The sequence below is a fragment of the Streptomyces sp. P1-3 genome (assembly GCF_050613155.1).
In the GTDB taxonomy this organism is placed as follows: domain Bacteria; phylum Actinomycetota; class Actinomycetes; order Streptomycetales; family Streptomycetaceae; genus Streptomyces.
This window is the reverse complement of record NZ_CP192512.1, coordinates 1,443,433-1,460,220: the sequence shown is the minus strand read 5'-3', so window position 1 is coordinate 1,460,220 and position 16,788 is coordinate 1,443,433. Positions and strand designations below refer to the sequence as shown.

Here is a 16,788-nt window from a genome sequence, read left to right as displayed (position 1 = left end):
GCATGAGGATTCCGCTGTCGTTCGCGCAGCGCCGGTTGTGGTACCTGCACCAGCTGGAGGGCCCTTCCGATACGTACAACGTGGTGGTGTCGTACCGATTGACCGGGGTGCTTGACACCACCGCTCTCGCGGCCGCGGTCCGCGACGTGGTCGTTCGGCACGAGAGCCTGCGCACCCTGTTCGCGGAGGACGACGATGGTGAGCCGTACCAGCGGATCCTGCGGGAAAGCGAGATGTCGCTGGACGTGCCGGTCATCGAGGTGACGCCGGACGAGGCGGACGCCGCGTTCGACGAGGCGATCTCGTACGGGTTCGATCTCGCGACCGAACTGCCGGTGCGGGTCAGCGTCTTCCGCTTCGCACCGCGGGAGCACGTGCTGGTCCTCGTGCACCACCACATCGCTGCGGACGGAAGTTCCCTGGGGCCTCTGCTGCGGGACCTGGCCGCCGCCTACGCCGCCCGGCGGGAAGACCGGGCACCGGGCTGGGAACCGTTGCCCGTGCAGTACAAGGACTACACGTTGTGGCAACGCGAGAACCTGGGCGACGAGGAGGACCCGGACAGCGTCGCGGCGACCCAGGTGGGGTACTGGCGCGACGAGCTGGCCGGCGTGCCGCAGCCGCTGCGGTTGCCGTTGGACCGCCCCCGGTCCGCGGAGGCGGACCACCGGGGCGACATGGTCGAGTTCACCGTGGAACCGGAGGTGCTGCGCGGCCTCGAGGAACTGGCCGCTGAGCGGGGCTCGACGGTGTCGATGGTCGTGCAGACCGCGTTGGCGGTGCTGCTGAACAAGCTGGGCGGCGGGGACGACCTGACGATCGGCAGCCCCATCGCCGGACGCACGGACGACGCCATGGCGGACATGGTCGGGTTCTTCGTCAACATCTGGGTGCTGCGGGTGGACCTGTCGGGGGACCCGTCGTTCTCCGGACTGCTCACGCAGGTGCGGAACAAGGCACTGGCGGCCTACGAGAACCAGGACGTGCCGTACGAGCTGCTCGTGGAGTCGACCGATTTCGACCGCTCCGGCGCGTACCAGCCGCTGTTCCAGGTGATGTGCGAGTGGCTGAACTACGCGAAACCGGATTTCGAGTTCCCCGGGCTCGACGCGGAGCACATGATGCTCACTCCCTCGGCCACGAAGTTCGATCTGCACTTCAGCATCACCAAGGACCCCGCGCAGCGGATGCGGGGCGTCATCCAGTACGCGACCCAGTTGTTCGACCGGGAGACGGTAGAGGCCATCGCCGCCCGGTTCGCCCGGGTCCTGGAGCAGGTGGTCGCCGAACCGGCCGCTCGCCTGGCCACCATCGACGTGCTGGCGCCGGAGGAGCGGGAACGGCTGGTGCGCGGGGCGGGTGACACCGAGGAGCCGGACAGTGCGCGCACCCTGCTGGACGGCTTCGTGGCGCAGGCGGAACGCGACCCCGGCCGGACAGCGCTGGTGTACGACGGGCAGGAGGTCACGTACCAGGAGCTGAACGCTCGCGCGAACCAGCTCGCACATTGGCTGATCGAGCAGGGTGCCGCTCCGGAAAGCGTCGTCGCCGTGCGGATGCGGCGTTCCGTCGAACTGGTGGTGGCGCTCATCGGCGTGCTGAAGGCGGGGGCAGCGTTCCTGCCGATCGAGACCGATCTGCCGGATACCCGGGCAGCCGGCATGCTCAGCGACGCGCGCCCGCACCTGGTGCTGAACGGCGAACTGCCGGATGTGTCGAGTCTCCCGGCGGCGGACCCCGGCGTGCGGGTGGCACCCGACAACGCGGCGTACGTGATCTACACGTCGGGATCGACCGGTGGGCCCAAGGGCGTCGTGGTCTCGCACCGCTCGATCATGAACCTGATGCTGTGGGGGCTCGCGCGCTTCGGCACCGGCGTCGGCACTCGGGCTCTGTGGGGCGCCTCGGTGGGCTTCGACGCGTCGATCCCGGAGCTGTTCGAACCGCTGCAGGTGGGCGGGACGGTGGTGATCGCCGGTTCGGAAGGGCGCAAGGATCCGGCGTACCTAGCCCGGCTGATCCGGGACCAGCGGGTGACCGACGCCAACTTCGTGCCCTCGCTCCTCGAGGTCTACGTGACCGAACCGGCCGCGGCGGAGTGCACCAGCCTGCGGCGGATGCGCGTCGGGGGCGAGGCGTTCCCCGCGGTGTTGGCCGACCAGGTCGCGGAGCTGCTTCCGCAGTGCGAGGTGCACAACTGGTACGGACCGACGGAGGCCGCGGTGGCGGTCACCGCGTGGCAGCACCGGGCCGGCGCCGCGAGCATTCCGATCGGCGCACCCATCCGGAACACCCGGGCGTACGTGCTGGATTCGAGCTTGCGCCCGGTGCCGGTCGGGGTGGCCGGGGAGCTCTACGTCGCCGGCACCGGGTTGGCTCGCGGATACCTCGGTCGCCCCGGGCTGAGCGCGGAGCGGTTTGTCGCCTGCCCGTTCGGCACCGCGGATGGGCCCCACCGGGGAGGGCAAGGAGGGAGGATGTACCGCACCGGTGACCTGGTCCGGTGGAACCGGGACGGACAGCTGGAGTTCATCGGACGCGCCGACTTCCAGATCAAGATCCGAGGGTTCCGCATCGAACCGGGTGACGTCGAACAGGTGCTGTCCAGCCACCCAGACGTGGCCGCGGCGGCCGTCGTGGTCCGCGAGGACCAGCGGAACGACAAACGGCTGGTCGGCTACGTCGTGCCCAGCACCGGTGAGGTCGACGGCACGGCGCTGACCGGCTTCGCGAAGGAGCGGTTGCCGGAGTACATGGTGCCGACGGTGATCGTCTCCGTCGCCGAGCTGCCGACCACGTCCAGCGGGAAGCTGGATCGCAAAGCGCTTCCGGAACCCGATCGGGAGCACATCGGCACCGGTCGGCCGCCGCGGCACTCCTACGAACGCAGGCTGTGCGCTCTGTTCGAGGACGTGCTCGGACTGCAGCACGTCAGCATCGACGACAACTTCTTCGTGCTCGGCGGCCATTCGCTCCTGGCGACCCGGCTCAGCGCACGCATCCGCGGCGAGTTCGACGTCGACATGCCCATCAGGACGATCATTCGCCATCCCACGGTCGCCCAACTGGCCGCGCTGCTGCTCAGCAACAGCGTTCCGGACGACTTCGCCGACCCGTTCGCGGTGGTGCTTTCACTGAGCGGCAAGACGGAGCAGCCGCCTTTGTGGTTCGTCCACCCGGGCAGCGGTGTGAGCTGGCCGTACTTCAGTTTCGTGCCGTACCTACAGGACCGGCCGATCTACGCGCTGCAGTCTCGCGCCTACGGCAGTGGTTCGCTGCCCGAAACCGTGGAGGAGATGGTCGAGGACTACGTCGCACAGATCCTCCAGGTCCAGCCGGAAGGACCCTTTCACGTGCTCGGCTGGTCGTACGGGGGCACGGTCGCCCATGCCGTGGCCGACGCGCTCGACCGGCGCGGGCACCAGGTGCCGCTCCTGGCCATGCTGGACTGCGTGCCGGCGAGCTTCTTCGCGGAAATGGAGGAACACGACCAACCGGGCGTGCGGGCCGTGGTCGAAGGGTTCCTCGGCCGGTTCTTCAACATCGGCGGGGACGACCGCTTCGTGGGCACCATGGCGGGTGTGGTCTCCCACCACACGGAGATCATGAGGAAATTCGTGTCGCCGGAGTTCCGCGGCGACGCCCTCTTCTTCAACTCGGCGCTGCGGGAGGAGGAAGAGGGGTCCTGGGCGCCCCTGTGGAAGCCGCACATCCTCGGAACCCTCGAGGAACACGATGTGCAGGCCACGCACCACGACCTGCACATGCCCGAGTCCGCGGCGGAGATCTGCGAGGTGATCAAACGCAAACTCGACGCGTGACCGATACGGATGGCCAGTCCGCGCTGAACTTCTGCGCGGGACAATCCCAGTGAAGGGGAAGGAAAAGCGATGAGCACGAATCCGTTTGACGATGAGACGGGCCGGTTCCACGTGCTGGTGAACGACGAGGAGCAGTTCTCGCTGTGGCCTTCGTTCGCCGAGGTTCCGGCCGGGTGGCGTGTCGCCCTCGGCGAGGTGGACCGGAACGAGGCGCTGGAGTTCGTGGAGCGGAACTGGACCGACCTGCGCCCGCGGAGCCTCCGCGCGGCGATGGCCGAAGACCTCGTCCCGTAGCCGTCGACGGAAGGGCTGACATGTCTTCCGAGTACCAGGAGAAGACCACGCTGGTGTGCGTTCCGTTCGCGGGCGCGGGCCCCTCGTTCTTCCACCCCTGGCGGGCGCTGACCAGCGACGGGTGCCGAGTCGTCACGGTCGACCTCCCCGGCAGGGAGCGACGGCTGCTCGAAACGCCGTACCGGAATGTCTACGAAGCGGCGTGCGGAACGGTCGACGATGTCGTGGCGGCCGCCGGCGAAGGCGCGCGGGTGGTGTTCTTCGGGCACAGCCTCGGCGCGGTGCTCGCGTACGAGCTGGCTCACCTGTTGAGCAAGCGCCACGAGGTGACGGTCGAGCGGCTGTTCGTGAGCGGTTCGCCGGGGCCGTGGACGCAGCGGGCCAGACGGGCGACCGGGCTGCCCGACGAGGAGTTCCTCGCGCGGGTCGAGGTGTTCGCCGGATTCCGGCACGAGGCCCTCGACCATCCGGAAATGCGTGAGCTCGTCCTCCCGACCCTGCGGGCCGACTGCGAGATGCACGAGAACTACACGCCGAGCACGGACGAGCCGCTGTCGATACCGATCTGCTCGATCCGGGGCACCACCGACGATCTGGTCGACGCCGAGCTGGCCCGGGAATGGCGGAAGGCGACCGTGGACGAATTCACCTTCACCGAGATGCCCGGCGGGCACATGTATCTCGTCGACCACGCCGAGGAGTTGGTGCGGCTGATCGAAGCCGGATCTGGCGGCTGACGGAGGAGCTCCACATCGCTGTTCCGATGCGGGGCCGGGGCGCCGTCGACGGCGCCCCGGCCCCGCATCGGGCTGCGCGCGGGATCGGTGGAGAGGGTGCCTTGACCTGCTCGGTAGCGGTCGCCGGCCATCGGAGCCGTGCGGCAGTATGGGTGAGGTGCGAATCTTGATGCTCGGACCGCTCGAGGTCCGGACCGGCGATGGCGCGGTGGTGGAGGTGCCGGGCGCTCGGCTGCGCGCACTGCTCTCCGCGCTCGCCCTCGAACCCGGTCGGATCGTCACCCGGCCGAGGCTGGTGGACTGGATCTGGGGCGACCAGCCGCCCGCGGACGAGGTCAACGCCTTGCAGGCGCTGGTCTCCCGGCTCCGCAGGGTGCTGCCGGACGGTTCGGTCGAGGCGGAGTCGGGTGGGTATCGGCTGGCCGTGGCGCCCGATGCCGTCGACGTGAGCCGGTTCGAGCACCTCGTCGGCCAGGCGCGTGCCGCCGGGACCGCACCGCTGCGGGCGGAACTGCTGCGCTCGGCCCTGGGGTTGTGGCGCGGAAAGGCCATGGCGGACCTCGCACCGTACGGCAGCGAGGCCTTCGACGCGGCGGTCGCACGCCTTGACGAGCTCCACCTCGCCGCGCTCGGGGACCGGGTGGACGCGGACATCCGCCTCGGCCGTGGCGCGGAGCTGGTCTCCGAGCTGACCGAGCTGGTCGCCACGTACCCACTGCGGGAAGGGCTCGTCGCGGCGTTGATGCGCGCACTCGCCGACGTGGGGCGTGGGGCCGAGGCGCTGGTCGTGTACCAGCAGCTGCGCGAACGGCTCGCCGAGGCACTCGGCGTCGAACCGTCGGCCGAACTCGCCGCGCTGCACACCGCGTTGCTGCGCGGCGAGGTCGGCGGGCTGGCGGAGAGCCACCGGACGAACCTGCGCGCCGGACTGACCAGTTTCGTGGGCAAGGACGCCGACGTCGCCGCGGTCGCCGACCTGGTCACCGAGCACCGACTGGTCACCTTGACCGGGGCGGGCGGCTCGGGCAAGACGCGACTGGCCACGGAGACCGCGCGGATGATGCTCGGCAATCTTCCCGACGGGGCGTGGCTGGTCGAGCTGGCCTCGGTGCGGGCGGGCGGAGAGCTGGCGCCGGTCGTGCTCACCGCGATCGGCCTGCGCGACCAGGCCCTGCTCGGCGGAGCCACGGGCGGGGACTCGGTGGATCGGCTCGTCACCGCGATCCGGGAGCGGGCCCAGCTGCTGATCCTGGACAACTGCGAGCACATGATCGAGACGGCCGCCGCGTTCGCGGACCGGCTGCTCGGGGAGTGCCGCAGGCTGCGGATCCTGGCCACGAGCCGGGAGCCGCTCGGCATCACAGGGGAGGCACTGTGGCAGGTGGAGCCGCTCGCGCTGCCGGCCGAGAGCGCGGGCCTGCCCGAGGTCGGGGCCTCGCCCGCGGTGCGGCTGCTGCGGGAACGGGCCGGTGCGGTGCGCAAGGACATCGCCTCCGACGAGCGGACCTTGTCCGCCATGGCGCGGATCTGCCGGGCGCTCGACGGGATTCCGCTGGCGATCGAACTGGCGGCGGCACGGCTGCGCACGATGTCCATCGAACAGCTGGCACATCGACTCGATGACCGCTTCCGCCTGTTGAGCAGCGGCAGCCGCACGGCGTTGCCCCGGCACAAGACACTGCGCGCGGTCGTGGACTGGAGCTGGGACCTGCTCACCGAGGCCGAGCGCGGCGTGCTGCGGCGGCTCTCGGTGTTCTCCGGCGGGGCGACACTGGACGCGGTCGAACGGGTGTGTGAGGGCGAGGTGCTCGGCGGGGAGCAGGTCCTCGACGTGCTGACCGCGCTGATCGAGAAGTCGCTGCTGCTCGCCGACGACGCGGTCGTGCCGCGCTACCGGATGCTGGACACGATCAGGGAGTACGCGGCGCACCGGCTCGCCGAAGCCGGAGAGGCCGAGTCGGCGCGCCAGGCGCACGTCGCCTACTTCACCGAGTTGGCCGAGACGGCCGAGCCGCACCTGCGCCGGGTCGAGCAGCTGGAATGGCTGGCCACGCTCGAGGCCGAGCACGACAACATCAATGCCGCCCTGCGCGGCGCCATCGCCGAGGGCCGGGCCCACGAGGCGATGCGGCTGGTAGCGGTCGTGGGCTGGTACTGGTTTCTGAGCGGGCGCAAGGCGGAGGGCACCGAGTTGAGCATCGCGGCGGCCTCCCTGCATGGCGAGGCGCCCGACGACGTGCGGGCCATGGCGTACGCCGTCGTGACGATGTTCGTGACCTCCGGGCAGGGTGACCAGTACCAGGCGCGGGAGTGGATCCATGAGGCGTACCGGTTCGCCCAGCGCAGCACGCGCCGCCACCCGCTGCTCGGATTCGTCGGACCGTGGGAGCGGATGCTGCAGGAGCCGACGGAGTTCCTGCCCGCGATTGAACCGCTGCTCGCCGACGACGACTCGTGGGTGCGCGCCCTGGCCCGGCTCAACCGCGGCCGGCTGCGGCTCACGCTCGGCCGCGACGAGCCGGAGGCGGACGTGGACATCGAGGTGGCCCTGGCCGAGTTCCGCGTGCTCGGAGAACGGTGGGGGATGTCGCTGGCGCTGAACTCCCTGGCCGACCGTCTCTCCCTGCGCGGCGAGTTCGCCCGCGCGTGCGAGCACTACGATCAGTCGATCGTGGCACTGACCGAGCTGGGCGCGATCGAGGACGTGGTCGGCCTGCGGGCGCGGCAGGCCCAGCTGTACTGGCTGCTCGGGGACGAGGAGACCAGTGAGGCCACCATGGCCGAGGCGCAGCGCTGCGCGGACCGGGTCGCCTGGCCGGACGCGCTCGCCGAGCTGGTCCTTTCGAAGGCGCAGTTGGCCCGCTGGCGCGGCGAGCGGGACGAGGTGCGTGAGCAGTTGGCCGCGGTGCGGACGATGCTGCGCGACGCCGAGACGAACGGAAACGTCCGCGCCGTGACCCAGGACCTGTACGGCTACCTCGCCGAAGACGTCGACCAGGCCCGCACGCACCGGGCCGAGGCGTTCCGCGCCGCCGTGGAGCTGGGGTACGCGCCGCTGATCGCGCAGGTGCTGATCGGCCTCGCGGACCTCGCGCTGCGCCAGGGGCAGGACGAGCAGGCGGTGCGGCTGCTCGCGGCGAGCGAGAGCGTGCGCGGCACGCCGGACCGCTCGCAGCCGGACGTCTCCCGGATCACCGAGGAGACGCGCGTGCGCCTCGGCGAAACGGTGTTCGCCGAGGCGACGCGCGCCGGCCGGGGACGGGACTGGCGCGAGCTGGCCGAGGTCACGCTCGCTTCGTGAAGTTCGATCGCGCCAGCAGGAATCCGAGCAGCGCGAGGCCGACGCACCAGATGACCGCCTGGATCGCCGGGCTCGCCGACGGATCGCCCGCGAAGAGCCCGCGCAGGGTCTCGGTGATCGGGGAGAACGGCTGGTACTCCGCGAACTGGCGCGCCCCGCCACCCATGTTGTCGGTCTCGACGAACGCGTTGCTCAGGAAGGGCAGCATCATCAGCGGGACGACGGCGAAGCCCGCGTTCTCCGGTGTCTTCGCGCCGAGCCCGAGCGCGACGGTCAGCCAGCCGATCGCGAACAGCGCCAGCAGGATGACCCCGAGCACCCCGAGCCACTGGAGAGGGCTCGCGTCGGGCCGGAAGCCCATCGCCAGCGCGATGAGGACGATGAACGTGATCGACGCCAGGCTGCGCAGCATGCTCGCGATCACGTGCGCGGTCAGCACCGAGGTGGGGGACACGTCCATGACCCGGAACCGGTTGATGATGCCGGTCGACATGTCGGAGTTCACGGCGACCGCGGTGGCGCTGACCCCGTAGCCGATGGTCATCATGATCACCCCCGGTGTCGCGTAGTCGATGTAGTCGACGTCGCCGACATCGAAGGAGCCGCCGAACACGTGGACGAACATCAACATCATGATGATCGGGAAGAGGACGGCGTTGAACAGCGCCGTGGGATTCCGCAGCGTGTGCCGGAAATTGCGCTGCAGCATGGTCGAGAAGTCCTCCAGCGAGGCCGCCATGGTGCTCATCGCGCGTTCACCGCCTTGTTCTCCTTGTTCGCGTTGCCGGTGAGAGCGAGGAACACGTCGTCGAGATCCGGTGTGTGCACCGACATGTCCTCGACGTCGACCGAATGCTCGTCGAGCCGGGCGAGCAGCGTGCGGAACGATTTCACCCCGCCGTCTCCGGGGACGCGCAGGCACAGGGCGTCGTCGTCCTTGGTGGACTCGTGCAGGGCCAGTGCCGCGGCGTCGAGCTCGTGCTGGTCGCGGAAGCGCAGCTGGATGTGGCTGCCGGGCACCAGGCGCTTGAGCTCGCTGGGTGTGCCCTCGGCGACGAGCCGTCCCTGGTCGAGGACGGCGACGCGGTCGGCGAGCTTGTCGGCCTCCTCCAGGTACTGCGTGGTGAGGAAGATGGTCATGCCCTCGGCGACCAGTTCCCGCACGATCTCCCACAGCGTGAGGCGGCTGCGCGGGTCGAGCCCGGTGGTGGGCTCGTCGAGGAAGATGATCTGCGGCCTGCTGACCAGCGTCATGGCGAGGTCGAGCTTGCGGCGCATGCCGCCGGAGTAGGTCGCCACCGGCTTGGCCGCCGCCTCGGCGATGTCGAACCGCGCGAGCAGCCGCTCGGCGATCCGCTTGCCCTCCGCCTTGGGAAGGTGCAGCAGCTTCGCCATCATCAGGAGGTTCTCCTCACCGGTGAGCAGCTCGTCCACCGCCGCGAACTGCCCGGTGACCCCGATCGCCTTCCGCACCGCCCTGGGCTCCGTCGCCACGTCGTGCCCGGCGACGACGATCCTCCCGGCGTCGGGCGCCAGGAGCGTGGTCAGCAGGTTCACTGTCGTGGTCTTCCCGGCGCCGTTGGGCCCGAGCAGGGAGAAGACCGTGCCGGCCCGGACGTCCAGGTCGATTCCGTCGAGCACGGTCTTGTCTTTGTACGCCTTCCGCAGCCCGGTAGCCGCGATCGCTGAACTCAACATGGCAGCCACGATCGGCGACCGCCCTGACACCGGGCCGTCCCCGCGCTGATACGGCGCCTGACACGGCCTGACACGCTGCCTGTGTACGATGCCCGCGCGTCGTACTTCACGTACCTGGCGAACAACGGAGTGCCGGGCGGTGGAGGCCACCACCCCCGTCGGTGAGATCTTGTGAGATGTGGGAGCGTGGGCGGGTGAGCGAGACCAAGACCCTCCAGTACCGGACCGACGGCCCCGAGGACGGGCCCGCCCTCATCCTCGGCCCGTCCCTGGGCACCACCTGGCACATGTGGGACCGGCAGGTCCCCGAGCTGTCCCGCCACTGGCGCGTCATCCGCTTCGACCTGCCCGGTCACGGCGGCTCGCCCGCCCACCCCGCCAGCGCCGTCTCCGAGCTCGCCGACCGGCTGCTGGCCACCCTCGACGAGCTCGGCGTGGACCGCTTCGGCTACGCCGGCTGCTCGCTCGGCGCCGCCATCGGCGCCGACCTCGCACTGCGCCACCCGCACCGGGTCGGCTCCCTCGCCCTGGTCTCCTCCTCCGCGCGCCACGGGACCGCCGACGCATGGCGGCAGCGCGGCGTCGTCGTCCGCACCAACGGGCTCGACCCGATCGCCCGCACCACCCCCGAGCGCTGGTTCACCCCCGCCTTCGCCGCCGCCCAGCCCGCCATCGTCGACTGGTCCGTCCAGATGGTGCGCACCACCGACCCCGGCTGCTACATCGCGGCCTGCGAGGCCCTGGCCGCCTTCGACATCCGCGCCGGACTCGGCAGCATCGGGATCCCGGCACTGGTCCTCGTCGGCGCCGACGACCAGGTGACCCCGGCCGCCGACGCCCGGACCCTGGTGGCCGGGATACCGGACGCCCGGCTCGCCCTGGTCCCCGGCGCCTCCCACCTCGCCCCGATCGAGCAGCCCGCCGCCGTCACCGACCTGCTGGTCCGGCACTTCTCCGGCTCCTGGCAGAACCCGGACCACGCGACGGGGATGACCGCCATCCCCGCGCCCCCCGTCAAGCCGCAGCTCGCGCCCGCGCCGCCAGCCGCCCCCGCCGCGCCGCCCGTCGAGCCCGCCGCCACCCGGCAGCCGGACCCGGCCGCCGACGCCCGCGCCGACGCGTACGACCACGGCATCAAGGTCCGCCGCGAGGTACTCGGCGACGCCCATGTGGACCGGGCCATCGCCAACACCGACGACTTCACCGAGGACTTCCAGGACTTCGTCACCCGCTACGCCTGGGGCGAGGTGTGGTCCCGGCCCGGCCTCGACCGGCGCACCCGCAGCGTCATCACGCTCACCGCCCTCGCCGCCCGCGGCCACTTCGACGAACTGGCCTTCCACACCCGCGCCGCGCTGCGCAACGGGCTCACCCCCGCCGAGATCAAGGAGGTGCTGCTGCACACGGGCGTCTACTGCGGGGTGCCGGCCGCGAACTCCGCCTTCGCCGTGGCCCAGCGGGTCATCCGGGAGGAGACCCGCCCGGAGGAGTGAGCCAGGTGGTGCCGCCACCCGGCTGAGCGCCCCCGCGCCGGGGTGCCGCAGGGCAGGATGGGATCATGAAGCTGACCAAGAAGGGCCACGCCTGCGTCCGGCTCGAACGGGACGGACAGGTGCTCGTCATCGACCCGGGCGCGTTCACCGAGGCCGACGCCGCCGTCGGCGCCGACGCGATCCTGGTCACCCACGAGCACCTCGACCACTTCGACGAGGGACGGCTGCGCGCGGCCATGGAGGCCAACCCGGCGGCCGAGATCTGGACCCTGGCCAGCGTCGCCGGGCGGATCTCCGCCGCCTTCCCCGGCCGGGTGCACACCGTCGGCGCCGGCGACACCTTCACCGCGGCGGGCTTCGACATCGAGGCGCACGGCGAGCTGCACGCGGTCATCCACCCCGACATCCCGCGGATCACCAATGTCGGCTACGTGGTGGACGGCTCGGTCTTCCACCCCGGCGACGCCCTCACCGTGCCCGACCGCCCGGTGGAGACCCTGCTGCTGCCCGTACAGGCCCCGTGGAGCAAGCTGTCGGAGGTCGTCGACTACATCCGCGAAGTCCGCCCGCGCCGCGCCTACGACATCCACGACGCGCTGCTCACGGACGTCGCGCACCAGGTCTACGGCCGGATGCTGGGCCCGGAGGGCCCCGGCATCGCGGGCGCCGAGCACACCCGCCTGGCCCCCGGCGACAGCGTCACCCTGTGACTGTCAGACCCGGCCTGTAGGTTTGACGGCATGCGCATCGCCACCTGGAACGTCAACTCGATCACCGCCCGGCTGCCCCGGCTGCTGGCCTGGCTGGAGACCACCGGCACGGATGTCCTGTGCATACAGGAGACCAAGTGCGCCGACGACGCTTTCCCGTACGAGCCGCTGCGCGCCCTGGGGTACGAGGCGGCGGTGAACGCCGACGGCCGGTGGAACGGGGTCGCGGTAATCTCCAAGGTCGGCCTGGAGGACGTGGTGACCGGCCTGCCCGGCGGCCCCGCGTACGAAGGCGCCCAGGAGCCGCGCGCCGTCAGCGCCACCTGCGGCCCGGCCCGCGTCTGGTCGGTGTACGTGCCGAACGGCCGTGAGATCGGCCACCCGCACTACGCGTACAAGCTGGACTGGTTCCAGGCGCTGAAGTCGGCGGTCGCCGAGGACGCGGCCGGGGAGCGCCCGTTCGCCGTCCTCGGCGACTACAACGTGGCGCCCGCGGACGAGGACGTCTGGGACCGCTCCGTCTTCGAGGGCTCGACCCATGTGACCGACCTGGAGCGCGCGGCGCTGGCCGGGCTGCGGGAGGCCGGGCTCTCCGATGTCGTACCGCGCCCGCTGAAGTACGACCACCCGTTCACGTACTGGGACTACCGCCAGCTGTGCTTCCCCAAGAACCGGGGCATGCGCATCGACCTGGTCTACGGCAACGCCCCGTTCGCCAAGGCCGTCACCGACGCGTACGTCGACCGTGAGGAGCGCAAGGGCAAGGGCGCCTCGGACCACGCCCCGGTCGTGGTCGACCTGGCTCTGGAGACCGAGCAGTTCAGCTGACCGGGGGCCGGGGCGGGGCCCCGGCCAACCGGAATCCGCGCGCCCTGTGGTATGTGCGCCGCCGCGGTGCGACCCTGAACCGTATGAACATCTCTTTCCTGGGCAACTGGCGCAAGCGGCACAGTGCGGCGCGGGGCACGGCGCTGGCGGTGGCCCAGGAAAGCGACCCCGAGGGCGTGGCCCAGTTGCTGTCGGAGTGCGAACTGCTGCGCGCCCGCGCCGCGTCGGCAGGGGTGGAACTCGACGACACGCCCGCCTCTTTGGAAGCCCTGGACCAGCTCCAGCCGCGCTGGCGCGACCACCCCGACGATCCCGACGAGCTGACCTGGCTGGGCAACGACGCGGGCCTGTACCTGGGCACGGTCGTGGTCCGCACCGTGCCCGGCGCCCGCTGGCAGGTGTGGCCCGACGAGCGGCCATTGGTCCGGCTCGGCTCCGGACGCGAGGTCGACGTGGTGGAGGTCGGCCTCCAGTGGGCGGCCGTCGGCGCGCCCGAGCTGTCCCAGCTCTACGCGGAGGTCGCTGAGGGCTGAGGCGCGGCCGCCCGGGGCCGGACCGCCCGTCGTGGTGGTTCTCCGCGCCCGGATGCGTGTCGCCCGGAAAGTCCCACTTCGCTGCGGATAGTTTGCGCTGACCGCGAGAGAGCCGCGAGAGCCGCGAGACAGCGACGAGTGGGTAGGGCTGCGTATGGCCGTCGATCCGTTGATCGAACTGCGAGGCGTCAACAAGTATTTCGGCAGGCTGCACGTCCTGCGGGACATCGATCTCACCGTCGACCGCGGCGAGGTCGTGGTGGTCATCGGCCCGTCGGGCTCGGGGAAGTCGACCCTGTGCCGGGCGATCAACCGGCTGGAGACCATCCAGTCCGGCAGCATCGCCGTCGACGGCAAGCCGCTGCCCGAGGAGGGCAGGGAGCTCGCCCGGCTCCGCGCCGACGTCGGCATGGTCTTCCAGTCCTTCAATCTCTTCGCGCACAAGACGGTGCTGGAGAACGTGGCCCTCGCCCAGATGAAGGTCCGCAAGCGCAAGCGGGAGGAGGCCGAAACGCGCTCCCGCGAGCTGCTGGACCGCGTCGGCCTCGCCGACCAGGCGCCCAAGTACCCGGCCCAGCTCTCCGGCGGCCAGCAGCAGCGGGTCGCGATCGCCCGCGCGCTGGCCATGAAACCCAAGGTCATGCTCTTCGACGAGCCCACGTCGGCGCTCGACCCGGAGATGATCAACGAGGTGCTGGAGGTCATGCGGCAGCTGGCCCGGGAGGGGATGACGATGGTCGTCGTCACCCACGAGATGGGCTTCGCCCGCTCCGCCGCGAACCGGGTCGTGTTCATGGCCGACGGCGCCGTCGTGGAGGACCGCCCCCCGGAGGAGTTCTTCACCGCGCCCCGCAGCGAACGCGCCAAGGACTTCCTCTCCAAGATCCTCAAGCACTGAGCGGCCCGGTGACAGCGATGAGACGTCTCAGGCCGCCCCGGCCGTGCTTCCAGGCACGCGCCCGCCGCACGATCGCCGCCCTGGTCCTGGCCCTCCTCGCCGTCGCCTGCGGCAAAGAGGGCAGCCCTCCGGTCAAGGGCCCGGAGATCGACAAGCTCCCCGTCTACAAGGTGGACACCGGTTTCCGGCTGCCGGAATCCAGCACCTGGCGCAAGGCCAAGAGCCGCGGCCACCTCGTGGTCGGCGCCAAGGAGGACCAGCCGTACCTGGGCGAGAAGGACCCCGCCACCGGCCGCTACTCCGGCTTCGACATCGAGATCGCCAGGATGATGTCCGCCTCCCTCGGCTTCGACCCGAAGACCATCCGGTTCCGCACCATCGCCTCCGCCAACCGCGAGACGGCGCTGCAGAACGGCCAGATCGACTACTACGTGGGCACCTACACCATCAACGACCTGCGCAAACGACAGGTCGGCTTCGCGGGCCCCTACTACCTGGCGGGCCAGTCCCTGCTGGTGCGCAAGGACGAGAAGGACATCCACGGACCGGACGATCTAGCCGGCGAGAAGGTGTGCTCCGCCGCCGGCTCCACGCCGCTCCAGCGCATCCAGAACGACTACCCCGACGCCGACCCCGTCGCGTACGACACCTACTCGGTCTGCGTCGACAACCTCCTCACCCTCCAGGTGGCCGCCGTCACCACGGACGACACCATCCTCCTCGGCTACGCGGCCAAGGTCCCCGACGAGCTCAAGATCGTCGGCAGGCCCTTCTCCGAGGAGCCGTACGGCATCGGCGTCCCCAAGGGGGACAACGCGCTGCGCTTCGCACTCGACGACGCCATCGCGGCCCACGAGAAGAACGGCGACTGGAAGCGGGCGTACGAGGCCACGCTCGGCCTGTCCGGGGTGCCCGCCCCGAAACCGCCGCCCATCGACCGCTATCCGGCCGACTGAGGAGGACCGACGCCGCCATGGACACACTCACCGAGAACTGGTCGCTCTACGGCGACGGCCTGCTGGGCACCGTGGAGCTGACGGGCTACGCGTCCCTGCTCGCCCTCGGCCTCGGCATCCTCATGGCCGCCTTCCGCGTCGCGCCGGTCGGCTCGCTGCGGGTGATCGGCGCCACCTGGGTCAACGTACTGCGCAACACCCCGCTGACCCTGCTGTTCTTCGCGGTGCTGCTGGGCCTGCCGCGCTTCGGCGTCCAGCTGCCCTTCACCACCTTCGCCGTGCTGGCGCTGGGCTGCTACACCTCCGCGTTCATCTGCGAGGCGGTGCGCTCGGGCATCAACACGGTGCCGGTCGGGCAGGGCGAGGCGGCCCGCAGCCTCGGGATGACCTTCGAGCAGACGCTCGGCACGGTCGTCCTCCCGCAGGCGTTCCGGTCGGTCATCCCACCCATCGGCTCGACGCTGATCGCGCTGGCCAAGAACTCCGCCATCGCCGGGTCCTTCAGCGTCACCGAGCTGCTGGGCGTCTACCGGCCGCTCAACGAGCTGGGCTACAGCATCATCTGGTCCTTCGTCTGGATCGCCGCCGGCTACCTGATCGTCACCCTCACCATCAGCCTGATCTTCAACCTCCTGGAGAAGTACTGGGGAGTCGCCCGATGACCACCACCGCCCTCTACGACGTCCCCGGCCCCAGAACCCGGCGCCGCCACCTCACCTACGGCCTCGCGTCGACCGCGGCGATCATCGGGATCGTCGCCTGGATCGTCTACCGGCTGGTCGACACCGGCCAGTTCGAGGCCGTCAAGTGGCGGCCCTTCCAGTACGAGGGCATCCAGGAGCTGCTCCTGGAGGGGCTGGGCAACACCCTCAAGGCCTTTGCGATCGCCGCAGGTCTGGCGCTCGCGCTGGGCGCCGTGCTGGCCACCGGACGCCTGTCGGACTTCCGCGTGGTGCGCTGGGTCTCGACGCTGGTGGTGGAGTTCTTCCGGGCGATGCCCGTCCTGGTGATGATCTTCTTCGTCTTCGTCGCGCTGGAGGTGAAGCCGCTGCCCGCCCTGGTCGCCGGACTGACCCTCTACAACGGCTCGGTGCTCGCCGAGGTGTTCCGCGCGGGCATCAACTCGGTCGAGCGCGGGCAGCGGGAGGCGGCGTACTCGCTCGGCATGCGCAAGACGCAGGTCATGACGTACATCCTGGTGCCGCAAGGCGTGCGCGCGATGCTGCCGGCGGTCATCAGCCAGCTCGTGGTGACGCTGAAGGACACCTCGCTCGGCTTCCTCATCACCTACGAGGAGTTCCTGCACGCCGGCAAGCTGATCGCCAGCAACCTCGACTACGACCTGCCGTTCATCCCGGTCGTCCTGGTCATCTCGCCGATCTACATCGGGATGTGCATGCTGCTGTCGTGGTTCGCCAACTGGGTCGCCAAGCGGCAGCGGCGCAGCGTGAAGACCGAGGCGGTGGAGGTGGCCCGCCCGGAACCAGGCACCCTGCTCCCGGGCGGACCGCAGCCGTAG

General features: G+C 70.6%; 14 protein-coding genes. 12 read left to right on the top strand and 2 right to left on the bottom strand.

The window, feature by feature from the left end; all coding sequences use genetic code 11:
* Positions 1–2 precede the first annotated feature (2 nt).
* The 4 genes from ACQUSR_RS06325 to ACQUSR_RS06310 all read left to right on the top strand — a co-directional run bounded on the left by ACQUSR_RS06325 (position 3) and on the right by ACQUSR_RS06310 (position 8,153).
* Complete coding sequence (locus ACQUSR_RS06325; RefSeq protein ID WP_431041553.1) at positions 3–3,821, top strand: non-ribosomal peptide synthetase; 3,819 nt, start codon at positions 3–5, stop codon at positions 3,819–3,821.
* A 69-nt stretch (positions 3,822–3,890) separates the two neighbouring features.
* Positions 3,891–4,115: an MbtH family protein gene (locus tag ACQUSR_RS06320; protein ID WP_431041552.1), complete on the top strand. Its 225-nt coding sequence runs from the start codon at positions 3,891–3,893 to the stop codon at positions 4,113–4,115.
* Positions 4,116–4,135: 20 nt separating this feature from the next.
* A complete protein-coding gene (locus tag ACQUSR_RS06315; protein WP_431041551.1) occupies positions 4,136–4,852 on the top strand; it encodes a thioesterase II family protein in 717 nt (238 codons plus the stop codon).
* A 169-nt stretch (positions 4,853–5,021) separates the two neighbouring features.
* The gene (locus ACQUSR_RS06310; RefSeq protein ID WP_431041550.1) at positions 5,022–8,153 is read left to right on the top strand and encodes a BTAD domain-containing putative transcriptional regulator; all 3,132 of its coding nucleotides are present in this window, start codon (positions 5,022–5,024) and stop codon (positions 8,151–8,153) included.
* Here ACQUSR_RS06310 and ACQUSR_RS06305 read toward each other — a convergent pair.
* Together ACQUSR_RS06305 and ACQUSR_RS06300 are read right to left on the bottom strand one after the other, a co-directional pair.
* Positions 8,137–8,901 (bottom strand): ABC transporter permease, encoded by a 765-nt coding sequence (locus ACQUSR_RS06305; RefSeq protein ID WP_431041549.1) that lies wholly within the window; start codon positions 8,899–8,901, stop codon positions 8,137–8,139. The genes ACQUSR_RS06310 and ACQUSR_RS06305 overlap by 17 nt on opposite strands.
* Positions 8,898–9,851: an ATP-binding cassette domain-containing protein gene (locus ACQUSR_RS06300; RefSeq protein WP_431041548.1), complete on the bottom strand. Its 954-nt coding sequence runs from the start codon at positions 9,849–9,851 to the stop codon at positions 8,898–8,900. The genes ACQUSR_RS06305 and ACQUSR_RS06300 overlap by 4 nt, the downstream gene beginning before the upstream one ends.
* Positions 9,852–10,045: 194 nt before the next feature.
* Here ACQUSR_RS06300 and pcaC point away from each other — a divergent pair, with 194 nt between their 5' ends.
* From pcaC to ACQUSR_RS06260, 8 genes are all read left to right on the top strand, one after another.
* Positions 10,046–11,344, top strand: coding sequence for a 4-carboxymuconolactone decarboxylase (gene pcaC / locus ACQUSR_RS06295; protein ID WP_431041547.1), 1,299 nt, complete (start codon positions 10,046–10,048; stop codon positions 11,342–11,344).
* Between the two features lie 65 nt (positions 11,345–11,409).
* Positions 11,410–12,054, top strand: coding sequence for an MBL fold metallo-hydrolase (locus ACQUSR_RS06290; RefSeq protein ID WP_431041546.1), 645 nt, complete (start codon positions 11,410–11,412; stop codon positions 12,052–12,054).
* Between the two features lie 30 nt (positions 12,055–12,084).
* Positions 12,085–12,882 (top strand): exodeoxyribonuclease III, encoded by a 798-nt coding sequence (locus tag ACQUSR_RS06285; RefSeq protein ID WP_431041545.1) that lies wholly within the window; start codon positions 12,085–12,087, stop codon positions 12,880–12,882.
* 83 nt (positions 12,883–12,965) lie between these two features.
* Entirely contained in the window at positions 12,966–13,415 is a 450-nt protein-coding gene (locus ACQUSR_RS06280) for a DUF6278 family protein (RefSeq protein ID WP_431041544.1), read from the top strand.
* 154 nt (positions 13,416–13,569) lie between these two features.
* Entirely contained in the window at positions 13,570–14,313 is a 744-nt protein-coding gene (locus ACQUSR_RS06275) for an amino acid ABC transporter ATP-binding protein (RefSeq protein ID WP_431041543.1), read from the top strand.
* 17 nt (positions 14,314–14,330) lie between these two features.
* Positions 14,331–15,269 carry a glutamate ABC transporter substrate-binding protein gene (locus tag ACQUSR_RS06270; RefSeq protein WP_431041542.1) on the top strand — a complete coding sequence of 313 codons (939 nt, stop codon included), beginning with the start codon at positions 14,331–14,333 and terminating at the stop codon, positions 15,267–15,269.
* Between the two features lie 17 nt (positions 15,270–15,286).
* Positions 15,287–15,931: an amino acid ABC transporter permease gene (locus ACQUSR_RS06265; RefSeq protein WP_431041541.1), complete on the top strand. Its 645-nt coding sequence runs from the start codon at positions 15,287–15,289 to the stop codon at positions 15,929–15,931.
* Positions 15,928–16,788: an amino acid ABC transporter permease gene (locus tag ACQUSR_RS06260; RefSeq protein ID WP_431041540.1), complete on the top strand. Its 861-nt coding sequence runs from the start codon at positions 15,928–15,930 to the stop codon at positions 16,786–16,788. Before ACQUSR_RS06265 ends, ACQUSR_RS06260 begins: the two co-directional genes overlap by 4 nt.